Below are 12,215 nucleotides of genomic sequence, written 5' to 3' on the forward strand. Positions count from 1 at the left end.
AAAAATCAATTTGCAGAAAATCAAGCCAAATCCGTTGAAAGCGCCCGTGCATTGGGTCAAACTGCTCTCGAGAACGCTCAAGAACTAGCAGAAATCAATTACCAAGCAGCTCAACAAGCTGTAGCCAATGCGCAAGCTAAGGCCGCTGAATTGTTAAAGGGTAAAGATGCTAAAGCAGCCTTAGATCTCCTGCAAAGCCCAGAAGTGCAAGAGGCGGTTGCTGAAGTTGCCGCTTATCAGAAAAAAGTGGCCGCAGTATTGCGTCGTGGAAATCAAGAATTAGTTGAGGCTGTAGAAGCCGCCATTGATCAATCACAAGATGACTTAAAGAGCTTTGTCGCAGCCGCTACCTCAAAGGCGCCAGCAGGTTCAGAAGCATATGTAAGTGCCTTTACCTCGGCATTCAACACAGCAATGCAAAATTTTGATCAAGTACGATCAACCACTCAAGATGCTTTTGCAAACTTTGAGAAAAGTGTTGAAACCGCAATGAAGAGTGCAGAAGGTCAATTTGGTCAGGCTCCTAAGGCAGGAAAAAGTCGCGCCAAGTAAGTAGTAGATAATAGTTAAACAAAAAGCCCCGTGTAAGCGGGGTTTTTTGCTGGCGTAATATCAAAAAAATTTGAGAAAATAGCGAGATAGCTGCTAAAAATGCTGGAAGAGGCATGCTTTTAATTCTTGAGGAAATCGTATGAATCGCATTATGTTGTTGGGAAAAATTCACAGAGCAACCGTTACAGAGGCGGATTTGCATTACGAAGGCTCTTGTGGAATCGATGAAGACTTACTCGATGCTGCGGATATGCGTGAATTTGAAAAGATCGAGCTTTACAACATCAACAATGGCGAGCGTTTCTCAACATACATCATTAAAGCAAAGCGTGGGTCCGGCATTATTTCTTTGAATGGCGCTGCTGCACGTAAAGCACATGTTGGCGACCATCTGATTATTTGCACATACGGACAAGTTAGCAACGATGCAGTTGCAAAGCATGTACCTAAGATTGTGTTGTTGGGTGAAGGCAATACCATTAAAGAAATTAAAAAGGTCAATTAAATTCTTGGCATTCCTGGGGCTAGGTATTAGCCAGGATTACAAAAGTAACATCTCAAGATATACTAATGCTAAGCAGGAGAGTGAGGCCATAGGCCTCCACCGAAGGCGCAAACTCCCATGAACGCTCAGGTACCCAACAGGAAGGTACTGCTTATCCTAAACTGCCGTCTGGAGAGTCACCATATTGATGGTGCACCGAAGGAGCAAGCACTAAGCTAGGTCTTAGTGTGAATCTCTCAGGTATCAAGGACAGGGGGAGCGGCAAGCGAGTGGCGCATTGAATGCGCACGCGCAAGTTAGGAGCCCTGTATGAATACCACCCCAAGCTAAATCAGTAAGAGCGCATTAGCTATTTCCCGCATTGGGACCATTAACAATCTTACTGAAATAGGCAAATTATGAGCAATATCTACACTAAGGAAGCCCCATATCATCCAGGCTATGAGGACGTATCGTTTAAACGCGAAGTATCAAAAACCGTATCAGAGTTAAGCGAACTGAGGTTGGTAAACGCACGCTATCTCAAATTTGCAGATGCTATTGTGGATTTCTGTAAAGCGAGTCACGTACCCACCAAGAAAGTAAACGTTGGCTAGCAAGAGATAAAAGTAGCCATTAGAAAGTAAAAGCCACCTTCGGGTGGTTTTTTACATTCAATTCTTGATAAGATCGTTCATCTAATTGAATGCTAAATACATCATGAGACTATTGAAAATAATATCGATATTGTTAGCAAGCCTATTTGTACTTGGCGCATGCTCCAAGGAAGAGCAATCTAATGTGATTAAGGTTGCTGTATCGCCTGCCATCCCCCCAATGCTTTTTGAGAAAGATGGCAAATACACGGGCGTAGATTTGGAAATATTTGAGGGTTACTGCAAGTCACGAGGTTGTACATTCAAAATGACTGCTTACGATTGGCTAGGTATGTTGGGCGCGGTGACTAGCGGGCAGGCTGATGTTGCGTTCTCGGGTATCTCTATTACAGATAAACGCAAAGAAGTGATAGATTTTTCCAAGCCATACTTCACGAGTACTTGGGATTTAATTAGCCTACAAAATCGTAATATTAAGATTGCCGATTTATCCCAGTTACAAAAATATACTATTGCTTATCCAACCGGCAGCGTCTTTGATGATTATGTAAAAGACGTGTTGCAGCCAAAAGGGTATTACTCCTTGGACCGAGTGAAGCTTTATCCTTCACCCACAGAGGCCTTAATTGCTTTGCAAAATGGCAATGTAGACTTGGTATTTGTGGATAGTGTGATGCTGCAAAGTTATCAAAAATCATTAAATCTCCCAGTGAGCAGTAGCTACCAAGTGGTGGGTTTTGATAACCTAGGATTTGCCTTTAAAAAAGGCTCCAAATTGAGGGACGACTTTAATTTATACCTTTCTGAGTTGGGACCAGAAAAATTAAAGGCAATTATTAATCAGTGGACGAAATAAATTGCAGTGACTTTGGTATATTGGGTTAAAGTGCTCTTAAGCTGATTATTTCAATTATTCATAAGGAAAAATATGTCTCATCATGACAAATTAATTGCCGCTTTCGAAACATACCAATCAGAGAATGAAAAGTTCCATGGTAAAGGAATCAAAGCTTCCGCTGCCAGAGCTCGTAAAGCTTTGCAAGAGATTGCCGGTTCTTGCAAAGAGCGTCGCAAAGAAATTACTGCTGAAAAAGAGGCGCTTGAAGGTAAGCCAAAAGGTGAGGGCATGTCACAAGATGCTGCTCGTCACGCACACATCAGAAAATAAATCCTTTCTGAAAAGTAAAAAGTCACCTGATGGTGACTTTTTACTTAGAGGTCAACGTTTTCAAGAGCAGAGCCTTTTAAGTGCCGAGTATCCGCCCATTGATCTACTGCCCAGCCACTCGATTCTTCATGGCTAATCCAATTTAATGATGCATTTGGTACCGAGACAATTCGTTGTGCGCTCAGAGATTGATTGCTTGCTATGCGATACATCATGTCGAGTGTGCCACCATGACTAACTACTAATATAGTTTTACCGGCATGACGCTTTTGGATGCTGTCTAGCGCATTTCGTACGCGTAATGAAAACTGCTGAATACTTTCACCACCCTCGAGATCATGATCTAAGTCGCGGGCGATATGCGCTTGCCAAATATCAGGCCGTAACAGAGGGGCTTCAGTAATTGAGAGCCCTTGAAGTGCGCCAAAATTGCGCTCTCGTAAAGCGCTATCGACCTGCGCTTCCACTCCAAATAATTCAACGACAGCATTTGCAGTATCAGCCGCTCTTTTCAGGTCGCTGGTATACAAGACATCAAACCCAAGATTAATGTCTTTAAGCGCTTGAGCCATTTGGCGTGCCTGTAAAACACCTTTGGGATTAAGGGGCGTATCGGTGTGGCCTTGCAACCGTCTTTCGGCATTCCAGGCGGTTTCGCCATGGCGAATTAGGCAGAGTTTTGTAGTTGTCATATAACAATATTAAGTCGAGTTAATTTCTATCAGATTCTGAAAAGTCGAGGGGATCTCCAGGGATAAGGCATCCGGACTCGAGCGCCTCTGCTCTAAGTCCGCCCATATTCTCAAATGCATTCATAAAATCGGGCCTTTTGAGTAGATTGGCTGGTCTTTGGCAGGGCGCACATAATTCTGTACCCCTAAACATAAGGCCCCCTAAATAGAAAATCTTTCCAACTAGAGCATTAAGCTCATTTGTAGAAATGCCGCTAATCACAAGATTTCTGCGAGTATCACCCTCGCTAAAAACTGCTTGTTGCCGGGCAAGGAGTTCTTGATTGGCATGATCAATGCCGGAAAGTGCAATAAGAGAAATATGTCGAATCTTAGGTTTGGTTTTGGAGAATGCACCTACGCCCAGTGCGTAGCGATCGCCCTCAATTCCTTTGCCAGCAATGATATTGGCTTGTGTCAGCTGAATCATCGATTCGCCTGCTCGAGAGGCAATTTGAATTGAATAAATTTGCGGAGATGCTGTCATGATGAGAGCATATTACATAAGAAAAAGCCCCGGCAATTTCGGGGCTTAGTACTTATGCTGCAACAGGTTCAGCGGTGGGTGCCGCGACGGGAGGTCGCTTATTGATAGCCCTCTGAATCTTTGCCTTCTCTTTAGGCTTGGTACTCGAGTCCAGCAATTTACTTAGTTGGGCTGTAGTGAGTGGACCCAATTTAGCCTTGCCCGTTTTACTAACCATGGGGTCGTTTTTTCTATTTCTTTGATTTTGGCCAACAGCCATATTTTTTCCTAGAGTCTTGGAATGATGAACCTCTGAGCTTGCTCAGCAGACTCCCCTAAGTAGGGCGCGGAATAGTGATCACAAACCAGAATAACAGTTAAGCGGTCTAGGCGCTATGATTACATCATGATGAATACGCCTAATATGAAATTAGCACCAATACCATTATTGAATATGAGGGCTCGAATGTCATATCTCAAATATATTTTGTTACTGAGCGTGTTTAGTTTAATGGCCTGTGCTGCGGTATATACAGATGCATCAGATACAAATCACGTCACCTTTCTAATTAGTGATGGCGAGTCTGTGGAGTCGCTAACACCAAAGGCCAATGCGTATTGTGCTCAATACGGCAAGACTGCGTCGTTTAGAAAGAGTGATACTCAGCTGGTTGCGGTATTTGACTGCAACTGGCCAAAATCTAGTCCGCGCTAGATTTAGCCAGCAAGGTCTGATTGGTAGATGAGGCCTGCATGTTCTCTTAGTGCGTGGAATTGAATAGACTCCCAACGCTGCTGAGCTACATCTAATTCGGATTTATGGCTGGCCAAAAATACTGAAGCTCCCACTACATCCTCTGCCATGCGGTGAATATTTTCCTGGATGAATTTCTTGAGTGCTACAGGATCATCTGAGCTGACCCAGCGAGCCAAGTTGTAGCGTGCAGGCAGCAAGCGTACTTCAGCGCCATACTCAGTTTGCAGACGATGGCTTACGACTTCAAACTGTAGCTGTCCAAAAGCACCAAGTAACATCGTGCCGCCAGTCATTGGGCGGAAAACTTGAATCGCACCCTCTTCGCCAAGTTGCATTAAGCCCGTACGTAGTTGTTTGGAGCGTAATGGATCAGCAGATTCGACCATGCGGAAAATTTCAGGGGCAAAAAATGGCAAGCCTGTGAATTGCAATTGCTCACCTTCAGTGAGTGTATCGCCTAGCCTGAGAAGACCGTGGTTTGGTAATCCAATGATGTCACCAGGAAAGGCTTCATCTAGGATGTCGCGGCGTTGTGACAGGAAGGAAAGGGCATTATTAGTGCGCACTTCTTTTCCATTGCGACAAATCTTGAGTTTCATGCCGCGTTGAAAATGTCCCGAGCAGATGCGCAAGAAGGCAACGCGATCTCGATGGGCTGGATCCATGTTGGCTTGAATCTTGAAAACTACTGCAGAGAATTTATTTTCAGCGGGGCTCACCTCACGTTGCAAGGCCTTACGTGAGCCTGGTGATGGCGCAAGCTCAACTAGGGTGTTCAGAATTTCACGCACGCCAAAATTATTAATGGCAGAGCCAAAGAACACTGGTGATTGACGACCCGCTAAAAAAGCTTCGCGATCAAATGCGGGCATCGCATTTTTAATGAGGTCCACTTCAGCCAGTGCATTTTCAAGATCAGTGCCTAGGCGCTCCTTCAATGCTGGATCATTGATGTCAACAATTGCATGGGAGTCCTCGGTTACACGATCTTCACCTGCTTTGAACATGCGCATTTGACAGTTGGCAATATCAATTACACCGGCAAATGATTTACCCATGCCTACTGGCCATGTAAAAGGAACAACTTCTATTCCTAGTGCGGTTTCAATCTCGTCCATCAGTTCCATGGGCGGCTTTACTTCACGATCCATCTTGTTGATGAAAGTAACAATTGGCGTGTTGCGTGCACGACAGACTTCAAGCAAGCGCAAGGTTTGTGATTCCACGCCATTCGCAGCATCAATCACCATGAGGGCAGAATCAACCGCAGTTAAAACACGATAGGTATCTTCCGAGAAGTCCTGGTGACCCGGCGTGTCTAACAGGTTAATAATGCAATCGCGATACTCCATTTGCATGACCGAGCTGGCTACAGAAATACCACGCTGTTTTTCGATCTCCATCCAGTCAGAGGTTGCGTGCCGACTTGCTTTGCGAGCTTTGACACTACCGGCAATCTGAATGGCTCCCGCATATAACAAGAGTTTTTCAGTAAGGGTGGTCTTACCTGCATCTGGGTGGGAGATGATGGCAAAGCTACGGCGTCTTAAAACTTCTGCGCCGGGAGTGCTGGAGGTGATGGTATCGATGGTAATTCTGCGCTTAATCTAATTGACAGAATTATAAGCGGGTGCAGCTTCTTAGAATTGCTCTTCGGGCCTGACAAAGCGCCATTTTCCGGGAGGTAGGGCGCCCAGAGAAATTCTACCCATGCGGACGCGCTTAAGACCTAAAACCCTGAGGCCAACCATCTCGCACATACGACGAATTTGACGCTTACGACCCTCTCGTAAAACAAAGCGAAGTTGATCTTCGTTCTGCCAACTCACTTGGGCTGGCTTCAAAACAACGCCATCTAATTCTAGGCCATGTTTTAGTCTGTCTAAATCTTCAAAAGAGAGTGCGCCTTCAACTCGGACTAAGTACTCTTTCTCAATGGGACTGTTTTCGCCAATTAACAGTTTTGCAATTCGACCATCTTGAGTCAACACCAGCATGCCTGTGGAGTCAATATCGAGACGACCGGCAGGCGCTAGGCCACGGGTATTAAAGCGTGGGTTGCGACCCTTGTCGAGCGGGCTGGCAAAGTAGTTATCTGGGGTGATGAGGGAGGCAGCCGGCTGATACTCTTGCTCATCATCATAGTGGGAGATAAAGCCGACTGGCTTATTCAGAATGACCGTAATCCGAGATGCTTGTTGTGCCTTGGCGCCAGACTGGAGCTCAATCTTCTGATGACGAAAGGCTCGGGACCCTAGTTCATTGACCACCTCGCCGTCGACAGTGACCAAGCCTTGCTCAATATAAGAGTCTGCCTCACGGCGAGAGCATAGACCTAGCTCAGAGAGCAGCTTGGATACACGTATTTTTTCTTCCATGACTGCATTATCGGGCAATTGCCCCAGCAAAGACTAGGTTCTGACAATATGAACGCTACAGGGGGCTTCCTCAACAATTTTTGTCATTGAGGTGCGCCATGGCGTTACTTTATTTGGAAGCTTATGGGATGCGCCAATTAAGATCAGCGAGGCATCGTTATCCTTAGCGAATTCCACAATTCGACTAGCTGGATCAAGGGCCTCTAGTACGTGATACGAAATCCTTTCTGGAGGGAGTTTCAAGGGCTTTGCCCACTCCATGAGCTGGACAAGGTGGCCTCGAACAATGCCGCTAGCAGTTTCGCTTTCTTGATTGCCTTCAAAAGTAGGCGTGCTGGCAATAGTGCTAATGCACACAAGGCGACTTTCGGGATAGGCTTGCAATAAATTCTTTGCGGTCGTTTGCATCCGCTCACGTAGGTTCTCATCAGATTGGCGCGTATCAATCGCAGCAATCATGAGTGGCGCATCGTAATTTCCGACACTAGGGCGCGGACTTGGAGAGGGCTCGTAACCCGCAGCACGTAACATGCGCTTGAGGTTTTCCCAAAAGCTGAGAGGGTCAACTCGATCTGCGCGCTCAGTCAGGGTAACGCTCTCATGATCACGTAGTACTTGACGAAGACGTGCGGCACTCTGGTAGCGATCTGCTGCGCGCGGCTCTAAGCAACGCAAAACAACTTCTTGTAACCAGCGAGGGATCTCTTTACGGATGGCGCGTGGAGGGAAGGCTTGTGCCCACATTCTTTTGCGCAAACCACTCATGGTCTGCGGGTTGCCAAAAGGCAGCTCTCCCGTTAACAGCTCATAAAGGATGACGCCGATAGAAAAAATATCACTACGGTAATCTGAGCGAATACCAGTAATTTGCTCTGGTGCGATGTATGGGGCTGAGCCGATTCCCTTACGCATTTCTTCCGCGAGCAAGTCGGGGAAGCGTGCATGATGCGATAAGCCAAAATCAATTAAGGTGAGTTTGCCTTTTGCATCAATCAGAATATTTTCTGGCTTGATATCTAAATGAATCGCGTCTTGTGCATGCAAGGATTGCACTGCTTGCGCTAAGTTAGCGCCAATCTGTACAACCTCATCAATCGAAAAAACCTTATCTTCTTTGATGAGATCCTCAAGAGGTCTGCCTTCTACGCGTTCCATTGCAATATAGGGACGTGTTGCCATATTGCCGGAGCCCAGATACTTGGGAACATAGGGGCTCTTCAGTGAGCGCAAAATCGTGAGCTCAGTTTCAAAGCCAATCAGACTTTCAACTGGTTGATCACGCCCTACTCTAGGAATCTTCAAGAGAATAGGTACATCAATACCCTCTTTGGTTGCGGAATATAGGCTGGCCATACCGCCACGATGAACCTCCGTCCCCAGAACAAACCCATCAACAACTTTGCCTTCTTGAAAAATCTCATCAACTGCTTCGATATCGGTATTAATCGGCATAGGTAAATTATTTGCCTGTGATTAGGCGGTTGGCAAGATCCTCTGGCAAGCCAGCACGGCGGACTTTATCCGCCGCAGTGAATTGGTCATAAGGGGTGCGATGAAACGTGAGGGCTTCTAATGCTGGTTCAAAAACAGCAAAGCAAGCCTCAGGATTTCCATCTCTCGGTTGACCAAGTGAGCCCACTACGCTAACCCATTGGCGATGATGCATCACTGGAACTTCATCGCCAGGGTGTGGTGCAAAACGAATGAGCTTGCCGACTGCACTTTGATAGAAAAGTGCTTGCTCATGTGCATGACCAACAAAAGTATATGTCTTGCCTGAGCTTTGCACACAACGCCATGCACTCATGCTGTCAGTAATGTAATTCCAGTCTGCGGGATTGTAAGCTGATGCGTGAACAAAACACATCGCCTCTTCTTGAATGATGAGTGGCAAATCTTTTAGGAATTGAACTTGAGTGGAATTAAGCTGTGTTTTAGTCCACTCGATTGCTGCATTTGCACTGACATTCATTTGGTGGTGGCAGTCTTCAAAGACAGCTTGATCGTGATTGCCTAGTACTGCAATCGCTTTCTTATCGGCGACCATTTCACCAATGCGATCAATTAGGGCGCCGGGATCTGCGTTGTAGCCAACAATGTCCCCTAAAAAAACCATGCGGGTAACGCCCAACTCTTTTGCCTGCTCCATGCAGGCGTCAAAAGCTTCTAAATTGCTATGTAGATCGGCAAATAGCCCAATGCGTTCAGTCATCCTTTAATGATAGGACAAAAGTGCCCCAAGCAGAAGTCTTAATAGGGGCTTGCTTCGTTAAATGGCCTATTTTTAAAACGCTTATGAACCCAATAGTATTCAGCGGGCCTCAGTAGTATTTCTCGTTCAAAAATTTGATTTAGCCTTGCAGTGTCTGCCTCAGGATTATCAGTCGGAAAATTCTCAAGAGGCTTGCTAATGGCGCAAATGTAGCCAGTCTCATTCTTTTTTAAAGTGGTGATCATCATGCAGACCTGTGCCCCTGTAATTTTGGCAAGACGCGATACGGCAGTGATCGTATTTGTTTGAATATTAAAGAATGGAACGAAAGCAGAGTCTTTAAGACCCAGGTCAATATCGGGTGCGATGATGATAAGGCTACCCTTACGGATTTCTCGAATTAATTCAAGAGAGTTTCCCTGGCGATCAATTGAGTTCCCGCCAAATCGATTGCGCCACTCAACAATTTTCTTATTGAAGAAAGGGCTTTTCATTCTTTGGAAAAATCCAGAGGTGCGAGGCCAGCCTTTATCTTTTGCAAGCGCGCTCAAAATAATACTGCCCTCGATGCCAATAAAATGCATATTTACTAAGATGCGTGGTTGTCGATCATTTAGATCAACCTCTGATTGAACCTCAATCATGTCAGCAAGCTGTATTTTGCTCCCAAGCCAAATAATGCTTTTTTCAACCAGGCTACGACCAAGTAGTCGCCAGTGCCGTTTTCTGAGCCGGTTAATTTCCTCGCTATTAAGCTCGGGGAAGCAGAGCTCTAAATTTTTCTGAACTACTCGATTGCGATCACTGGGAATGTGCGCCGCCAAATAGCCTAAGCCATAGCCAATAGAGACTAAGGTTTTGTAAGGCAGTGACACCAGAAATCTGAGGAGTGCCACCCCAGAATAGTTTGAAAAGTTTTTAAACAAAACTGAATTTATTCGGTATCGTAGCGAGATAGGGATTTAGCGTAACGCACATGCATTTCTTCGGCGGAGCTAATAGACATGCCTAAATCATTTACTAGGCCGCTCTCGAGACGATAAGTCCACCCATGCACGGTGAGGTCTTGCCCTCTCGCCCATGCATCTTGAACAATGGTAGTTTCACAAACATTGACTACTTGTTCAATGACATTGAGTTCGCATAAGCGATCTTGGCGTTTGGCGGTTGGGATTGCATCACCAAGGTAGCGTTCATGTTTTTGATGAACATCTTTAACGTGCCGCAACCAGTTGTCAGCCAGACCTACGCGCCTATCAGTCATTGCGGTATGCACGCCTGAACAGCCATAATGACCAACCACCAAAATGTGTTTGACCTGCAATAGATCAATTGCAAACTGAATTACGGATAAGCAATTCAGGTCAGTGTGTACCACTACGTTTGCTACATTTCGATGAACAAATAATTCACCGGGAAGAAGGTTAACGATTTCGTTGGCAGGAACGCGACTATCTGAGCAGCCAATCCAAAGATACTCGGGCGCTTGCTGAGAAACTAGACGCTTAAAAAAATTCGCATCATTGGCGATCATGGCTTCTGCCCACTCGCGATTATTCGCAAATAGCTGGTCTAAGGCGTTGGAGTTCTTCATAATCATGATTTGAGTTTAAAGTACTTTAATGATGCCCATTTGGTTAAAACAAACCCCCACTGGCATTGTCCTGAATTTGCATTGCCAGCCAGGCGCAAGGCTGACCAAAGTGGTTGGACTCCATGACGGTTGCCTGAAGATATCGCTGCAGGCTCCCGCGCAGGAAAATAGGGCAAATGAGATGCTTTTATCTTGGCTTTCCAAGCAGTTGAGAGTGCCACAAAAACAAATTCAACTCATATCGGGGCAAAGTAGCCGCATTAAAAGGGTGGAGATCTGGGGTTCAATTACCCCAGAGCAAATTATCGAGGTGCTGAGCCCCTAAGACTTACCAAAAAATCGCCCATAAAATCCCCAAAATGAGCACCCATTTTCCAATGTAATAAATACCGCGATGTTTTGCTTTAAGTTTTTTAGCTTGCGCTCTGAGGTGATAAAAGTACTTAAAGAGAATGTTTACTAGCCCCACTTTCTCCCCCTCAACATTCTGGGAGGAGGCTGCGCTCATCACATAGCGACCAAACCAGCGATTTAATAGCTGCACCAATTTAGTGTGAACGGGTCGCTCGACATCGCAAAACAAGACAATGCGCTGGTGATCAGTTTCATTGGCCGCATAGTGGATATAGGTTTCATCAAACATCACTGGCTCACCATCCTTCCAGTAATAGCGCTCTCCATCCACATCGATAAAGCACTTTGGATCATTTGGGGTGACAAGCCCAATGTGATAGCGCAGTGAGCCCGCATAAGGGTCTCTGTGGCGTACTAGCCTTGCCCCGGGGGGTAGGGAGGCAAACATTGCCGCCTTGATCGAGGGGATTGATTTCAGGAGGGCAACGGTTTTAGGGCAATTGAGCTGTGCGGATGGCATTTCTTTCCCATACCAATAGAGGTGAAAGCGTTTCCAGCCTGTGCGAAAAAAAGAGTTAAACCCAATATCGTTGTATCCCGTAGCGGCAGCAATTGCGCCATCTGCATTTAAGGCGAGAGCTTCATCACGAATCATTTGCCAGTTATCTTGAAGGGGCTTCATCTCAGGAAAGTCGGCGACCGGAATAAACGCCCCAGCCTTGGTTTTCGAAAATAAGTACAGTAGGCTATTAATTGGGGCCAACAGGACTTGGTAGTCGGTAAGGGAGCGCACTAAGCCAAACCGCACCTTGCCCCTGAAATAAACATAAACAGCTGAGACAACAAAGATCAAAAAGACAAGATGACGAAATTCCATGAGGTTTACCAATTAGCGTTAATAC

17 protein-coding genes and 2 riboswitches are annotated in these 12,215 nt (G+C 45.8%); of the genes, 7 read left to right on the forward strand and 10 right to left on the reverse strand.

Features of this window, described 5'->3' with window-relative positions:
- The 5 genes from B7X71_RS06715 to B7X71_RS06735 all read left to right on the forward strand — a co-directional run.
- The coding region (locus tag B7X71_RS06715) for a phasin family protein (protein WP_293600390.1) at positions 1-552 on the forward strand (552 nt) is incomplete at its 5' end.
- A 139-nt stretch (positions 553-691) separates the two neighbouring features.
- On the forward strand, positions 692-1,057 hold the full coding sequence (gene panD, locus B7X71_RS06720) for an aspartate 1-decarboxylase (protein ID WP_215302241.1): 366 nt from the start codon (positions 692-694) through the stop codon (positions 1,055-1,057).
- A gap of 71 nt (positions 1,058-1,128) precedes the next feature.
- A riboswitch (glycine riboswitch) is annotated at positions 1,129-1,209 on the forward strand.
- A 6-nt stretch (positions 1,210-1,215) separates the two neighbouring features.
- Positions 1,216-1,320: riboswitch (glycine riboswitch) on the forward strand.
- A gap of 135 nt (positions 1,321-1,455) precedes the next feature.
- Positions 1,456-1,653: a hypothetical protein gene (locus B7X71_RS06725; RefSeq protein WP_215302240.1), complete on the forward strand. Its 198-nt coding sequence runs from the start codon at positions 1,456-1,458 to the stop codon at positions 1,651-1,653.
- Positions 1,654-1,756: 103 nt separating this feature from the next.
- Complete coding sequence (locus tag B7X71_RS06730; protein WP_293600391.1) at positions 1,757-2,509, forward strand: transporter substrate-binding domain-containing protein; 753 nt, start codon at positions 1,757-1,759, stop codon at positions 2,507-2,509.
- Positions 2,510-2,581: 72 nt separating this feature from the next.
- Entirely contained in the window at positions 2,582-2,821 is a 240-nt protein-coding gene (locus B7X71_RS06735; RefSeq protein ID WP_015422196.1) for a hypothetical protein, read from the forward strand.
- A 44-nt stretch (positions 2,822-2,865) separates the two neighbouring features.
- Here the strand turns inward: B7X71_RS06735 and B7X71_RS06740 are convergent, their stop codons facing one another.
- The 3 genes from B7X71_RS06740 to B7X71_RS06750 are packed head-to-tail and all read right to left on the reverse strand — an operon-like array spanning position 2,866 to position 4,298.
- Entirely contained in the window at positions 2,866-3,513 is a 648-nt protein-coding gene (locus B7X71_RS06740; protein ID WP_293599035.1) for a histidine phosphatase family protein, read from the reverse strand.
- Positions 3,514-3,532: 19 nt separating this feature from the next.
- A complete protein-coding gene (locus B7X71_RS06745; RefSeq protein ID WP_293600392.1) occupies positions 3,533-4,039 on the reverse strand; it encodes an MOSC domain-containing protein in 507 nt (168 codons plus the stop codon).
- Between the two features lie 52 nt (positions 4,040-4,091).
- Positions 4,092-4,298 (reverse strand): hypothetical protein, encoded by a 207-nt coding sequence (locus tag B7X71_RS06750; RefSeq protein ID WP_215386972.1) that lies wholly within the window; start codon positions 4,296-4,298, stop codon positions 4,092-4,094.
- A 186-nt stretch (positions 4,299-4,484) separates the two neighbouring features.
- On the opposite strand from B7X71_RS06750, the gene B7X71_RS06755 reads away from it, so the two are divergent.
- The gene (locus B7X71_RS06755; RefSeq protein ID WP_293599037.1) at positions 4,485-4,733 is read left to right on the forward strand and encodes a hypothetical protein; all 249 of its coding nucleotides are present in this window, start codon (positions 4,485-4,487) and stop codon (positions 4,731-4,733) included.
- A 2-nt stretch (positions 4,734-4,735) separates the two neighbouring features.
- Here the strand turns inward: B7X71_RS06755 and B7X71_RS06760 are convergent, their stop codons facing one another.
- Genes B7X71_RS06760 through can form a run of 6 tightly spaced genes read right to left on the reverse strand, consistent with a single transcriptional unit; the run spans position 4,736 to position 10,965 of the window.
- Entirely contained in the window at positions 4,736-6,364 is a 1,629-nt protein-coding gene (locus tag B7X71_RS06760; RefSeq protein ID WP_293600398.1) for a peptide chain release factor 3, read from the reverse strand.
- A 51-nt stretch (positions 6,365-6,415) separates the two neighbouring features.
- A complete protein-coding gene (locus B7X71_RS06765) occupies positions 6,416-7,153 on the reverse strand; it encodes a pseudouridine synthase (protein ID WP_215334090.1) in 738 nt (245 codons plus the stop codon).
- A 33-nt stretch (positions 7,154-7,186) separates the two neighbouring features.
- Positions 7,187-8,605 (reverse strand): protein kinase, encoded by a 1,419-nt coding sequence (locus tag B7X71_RS06770; RefSeq protein ID WP_293600393.1) that lies wholly within the window; start codon positions 8,603-8,605, stop codon positions 7,187-7,189.
- Positions 8,606-8,612: 7 nt separating this feature from the next.
- Positions 8,613-9,365: a metallophosphoesterase family protein gene (locus B7X71_RS06775; RefSeq protein ID WP_293600394.1), complete on the reverse strand. Its 753-nt coding sequence runs from the start codon at positions 9,363-9,365 to the stop codon at positions 8,613-8,615.
- 38 nt (positions 9,366-9,403) lie between these two features.
- Positions 9,404-10,291, reverse strand: a complete 888-nt coding sequence (locus B7X71_RS06780; protein WP_293600395.1) for a lipid A biosynthesis acyltransferase — start codon at positions 10,289-10,291, stop codon at positions 9,404-9,406.
- A gap of 8 nt (positions 10,292-10,299) precedes the next feature.
- Positions 10,300-10,965, reverse strand: coding sequence for a carbonate dehydratase (gene can / locus B7X71_RS06785; protein WP_293600396.1), 666 nt, complete (start codon positions 10,963-10,965; stop codon positions 10,300-10,302).
- A gap of 25 nt (positions 10,966-10,990) precedes the next feature.
- On the opposite strand from can, the gene B7X71_RS17885 reads away from it, so the two are divergent.
- Positions 10,991-11,284, forward strand: a complete 294-nt coding sequence (locus B7X71_RS17885; protein ID WP_363926785.1) for a DUF167 domain-containing protein — start codon at positions 10,991-10,993, stop codon at positions 11,282-11,284.
- A gap of 3 nt (positions 11,285-11,287) precedes the next feature.
- Here the strand turns inward: B7X71_RS17885 and B7X71_RS06790 are convergent, their stop codons facing one another.
- Positions 11,288-12,190, reverse strand: a complete 903-nt coding sequence (locus tag B7X71_RS06790; protein WP_293600397.1) for an aspartyl/asparaginyl beta-hydroxylase domain-containing protein — start codon at positions 12,188-12,190, stop codon at positions 11,288-11,290.
- Between the last annotated feature and the right edge of the window lie 25 nt (positions 12,191-12,215).

This window comes from Polynucleobacter sp. 39-46-10 (assembly GCF_002282275.1).

Bases quoted from the DNA above. Each gene is read 5' to 3' on its own strand.
- panD (WP_215302241.1), top strand. From the start codon at position 692: ATGAATCGCATTATGTTGTTGGGAAAAATTCACAGAGCAACCGTTACA.
- B7X71_RS06725 (WP_215302240.1), top strand. From the start codon at position 1,456: ATGAGCAATATCTACACTAAGGAAGCCCCATATCATCCAGGCTATGAG.
- B7X71_RS06730 (WP_293600391.1), top strand. From the start codon at position 1,757: ATGAGACTATTGAAAATAATATCGATATTGTTAGCAAGCCTATTTGTA.
- B7X71_RS06735 (WP_015422196.1), top strand. From the start codon at position 2,582: ATGTCTCATCATGACAAATTAATTGCCGCTTTCGAAACATACCAATCA.
- B7X71_RS06740 (WP_293599035.1), bottom strand. From the start codon at position 3,513: ATGACAACTACAAAACTCTGCCTAATTCGCCATGGCGAAACCGCCTGG.
- B7X71_RS06745 (WP_293600392.1), bottom strand. From the start codon at position 4,039: ATGACAGCATCTCCGCAAATTTATTCAATTCAAATTGCCTCTCGAGCA.
- B7X71_RS06750 (WP_215386972.1), bottom strand. From the start codon at position 4,298: ATGGCTGTTGGCCAAAATCAAAGAAATAGAAAAAACGACCCCATGGTT.
- B7X71_RS06755 (WP_293599037.1), top strand. From the start codon at position 4,485: ATGTCATATCTCAAATATATTTTGTTACTGAGCGTGTTTAGTTTAATG.
- B7X71_RS06765 (WP_215334090.1), bottom strand. From the start codon at position 7,153: ATGGAAGAAAAAATACGTGTATCCAAGCTGCTCTCTGAGCTAGGTCTA.
- B7X71_RS06770 (WP_293600393.1), bottom strand. From the start codon at position 8,605: ATGCCGATTAATACCGATATCGAAGCAGTTGATGAGATTTTTCAAGAA.
- B7X71_RS06775 (WP_293600394.1), bottom strand. From the start codon at position 9,365: ATGACTGAACGCATTGGGCTATTTGCCGATCTACATAGCAATTTAGAA.
- can (WP_293600396.1), bottom strand. From the start codon at position 10,965: ATGATTATGAAGAACTCCAACGCCTTAGACCAGCTATTTGCGAATAAT.
- B7X71_RS17885 (WP_363926785.1), top strand. From the start codon at position 10,991: ATGCCCATTTGGTTAAAACAAACCCCCACTGGCATTGTCCTGAATTTG.
- B7X71_RS06790 (WP_293600397.1), bottom strand. From the start codon at position 12,190: ATGGAATTTCGTCATCTTGTCTTTTTGATCTTTGTTGTCTCAGCTGTT.